The sequence below is a fragment of the Kitasatospora sp. NPDC018058 genome (assembly GCF_044327205.1).
In the GTDB taxonomy this organism is placed as follows: Bacteria; Actinomycetota; Actinomycetes; order Streptomycetales; family Streptomycetaceae; genus Kitasatospora.
Genome location: NZ_JBIRFA010000050.1, coordinates 41,878 through 52,190, shown reverse-complemented (window position 1 = coordinate 52,190; position 10,313 = coordinate 41,878). Strand labels below are relative to the sequence as shown.

Annotated in this window: 7 protein-coding genes; 2 read left to right on the top strand and 5 right to left on the bottom strand. The window is 71.2% G+C overall.

The genetic code is table 11. The features are described from left to right. The 4 genes from kdpB to ACH4E7_RS39085 form a co-directional block, all read right to left on the bottom strand. On the bottom strand, positions 1–1,573 hold a 1,573-nt coding region (kdpB, locus tag ACH4E7_RS39100), incomplete at its 3' end, for a potassium-transporting ATPase subunit KdpB (RefSeq protein ID WP_396253961.1). Then, positions 1,573–3,234: a potassium-transporting ATPase subunit KdpA gene (gene kdpA, locus ACH4E7_RS39095; protein ID WP_396253960.1), complete on the bottom strand. Its 1,662-nt coding sequence runs from the start codon at positions 3,232–3,234 to the stop codon at positions 1,573–1,575. The genes kdpA and kdpB, both read right to left, overlap by 1 nt. Before the next feature lies 1 nt (position 3,235). After that, entirely contained in the window at positions 3,236–3,325 is a 90-nt protein-coding gene (kdpF, locus tag ACH4E7_RS39090; RefSeq protein WP_037830997.1) for a K(+)-transporting ATPase subunit F, read from the bottom strand. Between the two features lie 327 nt (positions 3,326–3,652). After that, positions 3,653–4,780, bottom strand: coding sequence for a universal stress protein (locus ACH4E7_RS39085; RefSeq protein ID WP_396253959.1), 1,128 nt, complete (start codon positions 4,778–4,780; stop codon positions 3,653–3,655). Between the two features lie 285 nt (positions 4,781–5,065). Here ACH4E7_RS39085 and ACH4E7_RS39080 point away from each other — a divergent pair, with 285 nt between their 5' ends. After that, entirely contained in the window at positions 5,066–6,613 is a 1,548-nt protein-coding gene (locus tag ACH4E7_RS39080) for a Na+/H+ antiporter (RefSeq protein ID WP_396253958.1), read from the top strand. 434 nt (positions 6,614–7,047) lie between these two features. On the opposite strand, the gene ACH4E7_RS39075 is transcribed toward ACH4E7_RS39080, so the two are convergent. Further along, positions 7,048–8,250 carry a PLP-dependent aminotransferase family protein gene (locus ACH4E7_RS39075; RefSeq protein WP_396253957.1) on the bottom strand — a complete coding sequence of 401 codons (1,203 nt, stop codon included), beginning with the start codon at positions 8,248–8,250 and terminating at the stop codon, positions 7,048–7,050. Between the two features lie 294 nt (positions 8,251–8,544). On the opposite strand from ACH4E7_RS39075, the gene ACH4E7_RS39070 reads away from it, so the two are divergent. Then, positions 8,545–10,251 (top strand): 2-isopropylmalate synthase, encoded by a 1,707-nt coding sequence (locus ACH4E7_RS39070; protein WP_396253956.1) that lies wholly within the window; start codon positions 8,545–8,547, stop codon positions 10,249–10,251. Positions 10,252–10,313 lie beyond the last annotated feature (62 nt).

Here is a 10,313-nt window from a genome sequence, read left to right as displayed (position 1 = left end):
TGCCGCCCTCCTGCTCCTTCTTGATCAGGGCCATCTTGTCCTCGGGCGTGGCCTCGGCGAGGAAGTCGTCCACGCCGGCCTCCTCCGCGATCGCCCTGGCGGTCAGCGGGTTGTCGCCCGTGATCATGATGGTCTTGATGCCCATCCGGCGCAGCTCGTCGAACCGCTCGCGCATGCCCTCCTTCACCACGTCCTTCAGGTAGATCACCCCGAGGACGCGAGGAGCCTCGTCCCGGTTCTTCGCGGCCACCACCAGCGGCGTACCGCCGGCGGCGGAGATGCCGTCCACCAGCTGTGCCACGTCCGATCCGACCGAACCGCCGTTCTCGGTCACCCAGTTGGCGACCGAGCCGGCCGCGCCCTTGCGGACCTGGTTACCGTCCACGTCCACGCCCGACATGCGGGTCTGGGCCGTGAACGGGACCCAGGTCGCGTGGGCAAGCTCGCCCTGGGCGCGGGCCCGCAGGCCGTACTCGGTCTTGGCCAGGACCACGATCGAGCGGCCCTCCGGCGTCTCGTCCGCGAGGGATGACAGCTGCGCGGCGTCCGCCAGCTCGCCGATCTCGACGCCTTCGGCGGGCAGGAACTCGGCGGCCTGGCGGTTGCCCAGGGTGATGGTGCCGGTCTTGTCGAGCAGCAGGGTGTTGACGTCGCCGGCGGCCTCGACGGCGCGCCCGGACATCGCGAGCACGTTGCGCTGGACCAGCCGGTCCATGCCCGCGATGCCGATCGCGGACAGCAGCGCGCCGATGGTGGTCGGGATGAGCGCCACGATCAGGGCGACCAGCACGACCATCGACTGCGGGGCACCCGCGAACGTCGCCATCGGCTGCAGGGTCACGACCGCGACCAGGAAGACGATGGTCAGCGAGGCCAGCAGGATGTTCAGCGCGATCTCGTTCGGCGTCTTCTGCCGGGCCGCGCCCTCGACCAGGGCGATCATCCGGTCGATGAACGACTTGCCGGGCTCCGAGGCGATCTTCACCACGATCCGGTCGGACAGCACCTTCGTGCCGCCGGTGACGGCGGAGCGGTCGCCGCCGGACTCGCGGATGACCGGCGCGGACTCACCGGTGATCGCCGACTCGTCGACGCTCGCGACACCCTCGACGACGTCACCGTCGCCCGGGATGGTCTGCCCGGCCTCCACGACGACGTGGTCGCCGAGCTGGAGGGCCGTGCCCGGCACCTCCTCCTCGTCCTGGGTGGCCGGCCAGTTGGTGAGCCGACGGGCGACGCTCTCGGTCTTGGTCTTGCGCAGGGTGTCGGCCTGGGCCTTGCCGCGGCCCTCGGCGACGGCCTCCGCCAGGTTGGCGAAGATCGTCGTCAGCCACAGCCAGACCGTGATCGACCACGCGAAGACACTCGGGTTGGCGATCGCGGAGATCGTGGTGACCACCGAACCGACCTCGACCACGAACATCACCGGGTTCTTGACCATCACCCGGGGGTCGAGCTTCTTCACCGCGTCGGGGAGCGAGGTGACGATGAGCTTGGGGTCGAGAAGGCCGCTCTGGACCCGGTGGGGGGTCGTACTGTGGTCGACCGGTGCGGGGTTGTGGGTGGTGGACATCAGTGGAGACCTTCTGCGAGCGGCCCGAGGGCCAGGGCCGGGAAGTAGGTGAGGCCGACGACGATCAGCACGACACCGGACAGCAGCCCGACGAACAGCGGCTTGTGGGTGGGCAGGGTGCCCGGAGTGGCCGGCACCGGCTGCTGCTGGGCGAGTGAGCCCGCCAGCGCCAGCACGAACACCATCGGCAGGAACCGGCCGAGCACCATGCACAGGCCCAGCGCCGTGTCGTACCAGTCGGTGTTCACCGTGATACCGGCGAACGCCGAACCGTTGTTGTTGCTCGCGGAGGTGAACGCGTACAGCACCTCGGAGAAGCCGTGCGCACCGCTGTTGAGCATCCCGGCCCGCTCGCCCGGCAGGGCCATCGCCACACCCGTGCCGACCAGCACCAGCGCGGGCGTGGTGAGGATGTAGAGGGAGGCGAACTTCATCTCGCGGCCGCCGAGCTTCTTGCCCAGGTACTCGGGGGTACGCCCGACCATCAGACCGGCCACGAACACCGCCACGATCGCCAGGATCAGCATGCCGTACAGACCGGAACCGGTGCCGCCAGGTGCGATCTCACCGAGCATCATGTTGAAGATCGTGATACCGCCGCCGAAGGGCGTGAACGAGTCGTGGAAGGAGTTCACCGCACCGGTCGACGTCAGCGTCGTCGAGGCGGCGAACAGCGAACTGGCCGCGATGCCGAACCGCTGCTCCTTGCCCTCCATCGCGCCGCCGGCCGCCTGCAGAGCGGTGCCGTGGTGCTGCGACTCGGCGAGGGTCAGCAGAGCCACCGAGGCAACCCAGAAGATCGCCATGACGGAGACGATCGCGTAGCCCTGGCGGTTGTCACCGACCATCTTGCCGAAGGTGCGCGGCAGCGCGAACGGGATCACCAGCAGCAGGAAGATCTCCAGCCAGTCGGTGAAGCCGGTCGGGTTCTCGAACGGGTGCGCCGAGTTGGCGTTGAAGAAGCCGCCACCGTTGGTGCCCAGCTCCTTGATGACCTCCTGGGAGGCCACCGGCCCGCCCGGGATCTTCTGCACGTCACCCGCCAGGCCGGTGACCTCGTGGAAGCCGTGGAAGTTCTGCACCACGCCGTTGGCCACCAGGACGATGGCGAGCACGATCGAGAGCGGCAGCAGCAGGCGCAGCGTGATGCGCGTGAGGTCGACCCAGAAGTTGCCGACCCGGTCCGTCCTGTTCCGCATGAACCCGCGGATCAGCGTGGCCATGACGGCGATGCCGACGGCCGCGGAGACGAAGTTCTGCACCGCCAGGCCCGCCATCTGCACCAGGTGGCCCATCGCGGACTCGCCGCTGTAGGACTGCCAGTTGGTGTTGGTGACGAACGAGATCGCGGTGTTCCAGGCCTGGTGGGCCTCCATCTCCGGCACACCCAGGCTGAGCAGCAGGTGCGTCTGGAGGCGGATCAGGCCGTAGAGGAAGAGCACCGAGACGGCCGAGAAGGCCAGCACCGAGCGCAGGTACACCGGCCAGCGCTGGTCGGCGTCACCGTCGACGCCGATCAGCTTGTAGATGCCGCGCTCGACTCTGAGGTGCTTGGCGGTGGTGAGGAGCTTGGCGATGTAGTCGCCGAGGGGGCGGTAGCACAGGGCCAGCGCGCCGACGAGGGCGAGGGCCTGCATCCAGCCCGTGAGAGTGGATCCCATGTCAGAACTTCTCCGGGAAGATCAGCGCGACGACGAGGTAGCCGACGAGCGCGACGGCGACGATGAGACCTGCGAGGTTCTCGGCGCTCACAGCTTCTCCACCCCCTTCGCGACCAGAGCGATGACGGCGAACACGGCAACCGTGAGGCCGACGAACACGAGATCGAGCATGAGTTCCACCAGGTGGGGGATGTGGGGGACACCGCAGGGCACGACCCGGAGGTGTGTGCGGCACCGGCGGACGAACCGGCACAGGGCAGCAAACCAGCCGTACGGAACGCGTCGTCGTTCCCTGACGCGTTCCATACGGGTGGTTCGGAACTTTGACGCGGCTTTGACGGCAGCGTCACGCGGGCGAGACCAACGGTTGGCCGAAACGTTTCCCGCGGGCGGCGCGCCCTGGCCGGAAAGGTCGTGGTCAATCCTCTTCGCGAGGCTCGCGGCGGTGCAGAAACCGGCCATGGGCGGCTTCGGCATGGGTGACGACGTAGACGTCGATGTCGTCACCGGAGCCCTCGATGATGGTCTCGCCGGTGCCACGACCGAAGAGGCCCTTGAGACGGCTGCGGCGGGTGGCGCCGATGACGATCTGGCTGGCGTTGACCTGCCGGGCGAACGCCAGGACCGCCTGCGCCGGGTCACCAGCGGTCACCGTGTGCCAAACCCCGCCGAGACTCTCCACCAGCGCGCGCTGGCGGGCCAGCAGCTGCGGGGGTGCACTGGCCAAGCCGTCGTCGCGTGCGACGTGAACGGCCAGGAACTCGCCCCCGGCACCGCGGGAGGCGGTGCGCTTGGCCCGCCGGATCAGGGTGTCGCCCTCGGGGCCGCCGGACAGCGCGACCAGGACACGTTCCCGCGTGCCCCATGGCTGCTGGATGCCGTGGTCGTGGCGGTAGCGCAGGAGGGCCTCCTCGACACGGTCGGCCGCCCAGAGCAGGGCGAGCTCCCGCAGGGCGGTCAGGTTGCCGGCCCGGAAGAAGTTCGTGAGTGCCGTGTCGATCTTCTCGGGCGGGTAGACGTTGCCGTGCGCCATCCGCCTGCGCAGGGCCTCGGCGGACATGTCGACCAGCTCGATCTGGTCGGCGCGGCGCACCACATCGTCCGGGATCGTCTCGCGCTGCCGGATGCCGGTGATCTGCTCCACCACATCGTTCAGCGACTCCAGGTGCTGGATGTTGACCGTGGAGATGACGTCGATCCCGGCCTCCAGCAGTTCCTCGACGTCCTGCCAGCGCTTCTCGTGCCGGCACCCGGGGACGTTGGTGTGCGCCAGCTCGTCCACCAGGGCGACCTGGGGGTGGCGGGCGAGCACCGCGTCCAGGTCCATCTCGGTGAAGGAACAGCCCCGGTACGACAGGGTCCGGCGGGGTACGGTCTCCAGGCCCTCGGCCATCCGGCGGGTCAGCGGCCGACCGTAGTCCTCCATGAAGGCGATCACCACGTCCGTGCCGCGTGCAGCACGCCGTTGGCCCTCGGAGAGCATGTCGTACGTCTTGCCGACCCCGGGAGCGGCTCCGAGGTAGACCCGCAGCCGGCCGCGAGGCACCACCGCCGTCCTTCCCAGCCGCCCGGCGGAACCCGGTGCGGCTCGACAGCCTTCGCCTCCATGGTCGCCCTCACGCGTGCGGAGGCGCATCGGGATAACCGCCGCGGTACTCGCGCCCGGTGCGCGCCGCGGTGCACCCGGCGACGTGGGGATATGCCCTGACGCTTCCCGCTAATGTCCCGATAAGATGACCACAGGTGTGCCGGGAAGTCTGGTCGGCTCGGGGGACGACTGCGGCGATCGGGCGGCAGTGACCCCGCTCGTCGTGATGAGGTCTTCACCCCGATGCACGTAGTGGGGATCGTTCTCGTCCTGGTGGTTCTGGCCACCACCGTCGCCACCTTCGCCCGGCGCCTGCGCGTTCCCGCGCCCTCGCTGCTGGTCCTGGCGGGCATCGGGGTGGCGCTGATACCTGGCGTCCCCGCGCTGCACGTCCCGCCGCAGATCATCGGCATGGTGGTCCTGCCCCCGCTGCTGTACGCCTCCGCGGAGGAGCTGTCCCTCCGGGACCTGCGCACGGTGTGGCGCCCGGTGACGATCCTCTCCTTCGGGCTGGTCTTCGCCTCCGCCGCCGCCGTGGGCTTCACGGCCGTCGCCGTCGCCGGGCTGCCGCCCGCGATGGCTTTCGTCCTGGGCGCCGTGCTGTCCAGCACCGACCCGGTGGCCGTCACCGCGCTCGGGCGCCGGCTGGCGCTGCCGGGGCGCGTCCAAGTGCTGGTGCAGGCGGAGAGCCTGTTCAACGACGCCACCTCGTTGGTGCTGTTCAAGGTGGCCGTCGGCATCGCCGTGGCAGTCGGCGCCTCGGTGAGCGTGCCGGCGGCCGGCGGGGAGTTCCTGCTGCTCGGCGGCGGCGGAAGCCTGGTCGGCGCCGCCGCCGCAGGCCTGGTCTGGCTGGTGCGCCGCCGCACCACCGACCCGGTGCTGGAGACGGTGATAGCGCTGGTCACCCCGTACGCCGCCTACGTGCTGGCCGAGTCCGTGCACACCTCCGGGGTCACCTCGGTGGTCGTCGCGGGCGTGCTGCTCGGTCGTTCCGGCCACCGGCTCACCGACGCCCATATCCGCCTGCAGCTGGGCGCCGTCTACGCGGTCGTGGTGTTCCTGCTGGAGAGCGTCGTCTTCTCGATCGTCGGCCTGGAACTGCCCACCCTGGTTCGGGACCTGCCCGCCGGTACCGGCCTGTGGCCGCTGCAGGCCCTCGCGCTCGCCGCCGTCCTGATCGCGGTGCGCGTGCTGTCCACGCTGCCGCTGACACGTGCGGTCAAGCCCACTCAGGGGCGACTGTCCTGGCGGGTGGCCGGGGTGGTCACCTGGGCCGGCACCCGGGGCGTCATGCCCCTGGCGGCCGCCCTGTCCATCCCGCTGGTCGCCGACGATGGCACCAAGCTCGCGGGACGGCCCCTGGTCCTGGTGCTGACCACCGCCGTTGTCGTGTTCACCCTGGTCGTCCAGGGCCTCACCCTGGCCGCCGTCGTCAACCGCTCCGGCCTCGCCCTCGAACCCGAGCACACCGCCCGCGAGGAGGACGACGCCCGCGACGCCCTCAACCACGCCGCCCTCGACCACGTCGAGCACCTGGCCACGCTGGAGGTCATGCCCAAGACTGCCGTCGACCGCGTCCGCCGCAGCCTCACCGCCCGTCTCGACCGCACCCCCGAAACCCCCGACGGCACCACCGCCGACGCCGCATACCGGCAACTGCGTCACGAGGTCATCGCCGTCCAGAGCACCGAACTGCACCGCCTCTACGACGAGCACCGCATCAGCGACACCACCCGCCGCCGCCTCCAGCACGACCTCGACCGCGAGGAAGCCGCCCTCGGCACCCCCTGACCTGTCGGCCGTCCGCAGGGAGGCTCAGCGGAGTCGGTGAGCAGGCGCGCACTTGGGGAAGCAGCGTGATCCCGCGGTCAAGCCTCGTCCGGTTGCACCTTGGTGCACCGCTCGCCTGCAACATGCTGCACTCGAACCCTTCCCGCGTGTCGACCTGCGGGCCGGGCAGTCGGAGACCCGGATTCACCTGGGAGCACGTCCAGGTGAGCGACGAGGGCGTCCGGGCCCACGGCGAGGCCTACTGGGAGGACTGACGGACCAACCCCACACTGGCGCTGCTGCGCTGCCGGGCCGTCTGACGGGCGGCTTGACGGACAGCTGCCCCCGAAGACCGGGCCGGGTCTCCCGCGTCAGACCCCCGGACGCGGGCGCCCGGCCCACCGGTCGTACCGGCCCACCGGTACTACCGGGCGCGCCGAACGAGGGAGGCCCTATCACCGAAGTGAGAGGGCCTCCCTCGTCAGGGCGGTGCCCAGTCGGGCGAGGCCCTCGGTGATTCGGTGCGGGGGTTGGGTGGTGAAGGAGAGGCGGAGGGCGGTGGGGTCGGGGTGGTCGACGTAGAAGGGGGAGCCGGGGACGAAGGCCACGCCGTGGTGGACCGCCGCGCGGAGCAGGGTGTGGGCGTCCCAGCCGCCGGGAAGTTTGGCCCAGACGAACATGCCGCCGTCAGGGTCGGTCCATTCGCTGCCGGGCGGGAGGATCTCGGGGAGGGCGGCGAGCATGGTGTCGCGGCGGGGGCGGTAGGCGGCGCGCAGGGCGGCGAGTGCCGATTCCCGGTCGGTGGTGGCCAGGTAGTGGGCGGTGGCGGTCTGGTCGATGGTCGAGGTGTGGACGTCGGAGGTCTGCTTGGCGACGATCACCGCGCCGCGCAGGGCGGCAGGTGCGCGGAGCCAGCCCAGGCGCAGGCCGGGGGCCAGGGTCTTGGACAGGCTGCCGACCAGGGCGGTGCGGTCCTCGGCGCCGGGGTAGCCGGCCAGGGGTGACAACGGGCGTCCGCGGTAGCGGAGTTCGGCGTACGGGTCGTCCTCGATGAGCCAGAGGCCGATGGCGGCCGCGATCCGCGCCACGGCGTGGCGGCGTTCGTCGGTGAGGGTGCGGCCGGTCGGGTTCTGGAAGGTCGGCACCAGGTAGAGGAACTTGGGCCGGTGCCGGCGGGCCAGTTCGTCGAGTGCCGTCGGGTCGATGCCCTCGTCGTCCCCGGGGACCGGGACCACCCGGGCGCCGGCCAGCCGGAAGCACTGGATCGCCGCCAGGTAGCTGGGCTCCTCCACGAGGACGACGTCCCCGGGGTCCACCAGCGCGGCCGCCAGCAGGGCGAGCGCCTGCTGCGAGCCGGTGGTGACCAGGAGTTCGTCGGCGGTGGTCGGCAGGCCGCGGCCGGTCAGCAGCCGGGCCAGTTCGGCGCGCAGGCGGGGGTCGCCCTCGGTCGACGAGTACTGCAGGGCGCGGGCGGGCTCGTGGGTGAGCACCTGCTCGAACGCGGCGCGCAGGCCGGCGTGGTCGAACAGCTCGGCGTCGGGTAGCCCGCCGGCGAAGGAGATCACCTCGGGGCTGGCGGTGAGCGCCAGGATGTCGCGGATCGGGTTGTCGGCGATGCGGGCCAGCCGGGACACCGGGGTGGGAGGCGGCAGATGCACAGGGGACCTCGCGGCAGTAGGAGACCGGACCGGAGTCCGTCGGCGGGCGGTTCGGGGCCGGGTTCCATCCCACTGCGGCCGGCCCGGTGCCGCAATCGTCGGAAGGGCGGAGCGGGCCTCCGGAAGGTGCCTGAGCGCCGGTCGTCCGGAGGTGGCAACTGGCTTACGAATCAACCGAATTGACGATCACGGTTGGGTCGGAATGCCGATGTCCAGGAGCTCGTGCGGCCGCCTACGGTTCATCGGAACCCGGGTGTCAGCACTCGGCTCCCGATGGTCGAACCGGAGGACGGCATGGTTTCGCAGATCGACTTCTCTGACGTCAGAGCGCTCCAGCGCGCCAGCCCGATGAACACGGGGAAGTACCGGCCGTACCGACCGGTCGGGCTGGCCGACCGGAACTGGCCGGATCGGCAGCCGACCCGGGCGCCGCTGTGGTGCAGCGTCGATCTGCGGGACGGCAACCAGGCGTTGATGGAGCCGATGGCCCCGGAGCGGAAGCTGCGGATGTTCCGGCTGCTGGTCGGCCTGGGCTTCAAGGAGATCGAGGTCGGCTACCCGACCGCGTCCGCCGACGACTACGAGTTCATCCGCATGCTCGTGGCCGAGGACGAGATCCCCGAGGACGTGGTCATCCAGGTGATGGCGCCGATCCGGGGCGACTTCATCGAACGGACCGTCAAGGCGCTGCAGGGCGTTCCGCAGGCGTGTGTGCAGATCTTCAACCCGACCTCCACCACCCAGCGCCGCGTGGTGTTCGGCATGGACCAGGCGCAGACGCTCGGCATGGCCGTGCGCGGGGCGGAGGAGCTGCTCCGGCTGCGGGATTCGCTGCCGGGCACCCGGATCCACCTGCAGTACGCGCCGGAGTCCTTCACCCAGACCGAGCCGGATTTCGCGCTCGATGTCTGCAACGCGGTGCTGGAGCGCTGGCTGCCCGCCACCGGCGACCAGCTGCGGATCAACCTGCCGGCCACCGTCGAGGTGTTCCCGCCGCACGAGTTCGCCGACCGGATCGAGTACGTCAGCCGCGGGCTGGCGGGGCGCGAGCAGGGCGGCGGCCGGGTGCTGCTGTCGGTACACCCGCACAACGACCGGGGCAGCGGCGTGGCCGCCGCCGAGCTGGCGGTGCTGGCCGGCGCGGACCGGGTCGAGGGCTGTCTCTTCGGCCAGGGCGAGCGGACCGGGAACGTCTGCCTGGTCACCCTGGCGATGAACCTGTTCTCCCAGGGCGTGGACCCGATGCTCGACCTGCGCGACCTGGACGGCGTGCGCCAGGCGGCCGAGGAGTGCACCCGGATGCCGGTCGGCCCCCGCCACCCGTGGGTGGGCGACTTCGTCTACACCTCGTTCGCCGGCGGCCACCAGGACGCGATCAGCAAGGGGCTGCGGGCGCGCGCGGAGAGCGAGGACCCGTACTGGGACGTGCCGTACCTGCCCATCGATCCGATGGACGTCGGGCGGGACTACCGCGCGCTGATCCGGATCAACTCGCAGTCCGGGAAGGGGGGGATCGCCTACCTGCTGCGGAGCGCGTACGGGCTGGAGCTGCCCCGGCGGTTCCAGATCGAGCTGGCGTCGGTGCTGCAGCGGGAGGCCGAGGAGTCGGGCGGCGAGGTGGGCGCGGAGCGCCTGTGGGAGATCTTCCGGGGCGAGTTCACGGCCGCCGAGTTCACGGCCGCAGAGGACGCGGCCGTCGAGCCCGCCGAGTTCGGTGGGATCCGTTTCGGGACGGACCCGGAGGAGACCGCCCGGCGGGCGCTGGAACTGCTGGCCGTCCCGGCGACGGTCCGTGAGGTCAGCGTGCAGGCCGTCGAGGGCCGCGGCCACGTCGGCTACTGCGAGGTGGTGGTCGGGCGGCGCGGATTCTGGGGCGCCGGCATCGCGGACGAACCCGGCCGTGCGGTCGCGGAGGCGGCCCGGGCCGCGGCCGGCCGGGTGCCGCGGGGACTGCTCGCGCAGGCCGGCCACGGTCGGCAGCTGGACCTCGTCGGCGCGTAGGGCGCCGGCGATGTGACCGAGGGGTCGGCGGCGCCCCGGCGCCGGCCCCTCGCCGCGGCCGA

Excerpts from the sequence above, each read along its gene's own strand:
- kdpA (WP_396253960.1), bottom strand. The coding sequence starts at position 3,234 with ATGGGATCCACTCTCACGGGCTGGATGCAGGCCCTCGCCCTCGTCGGC.
- ACH4E7_RS39080 (WP_396253958.1), top strand. The coding sequence starts at position 5,066 with ATGCACGTAGTGGGGATCGTTCTCGTCCTGGTGGTTCTGGCCACCACC.
- ACH4E7_RS39070 (WP_396253956.1), top strand. The coding sequence starts at position 8,545 with ATGGTTTCGCAGATCGACTTCTCTGACGTCAGAGCGCTCCAGCGCGCC.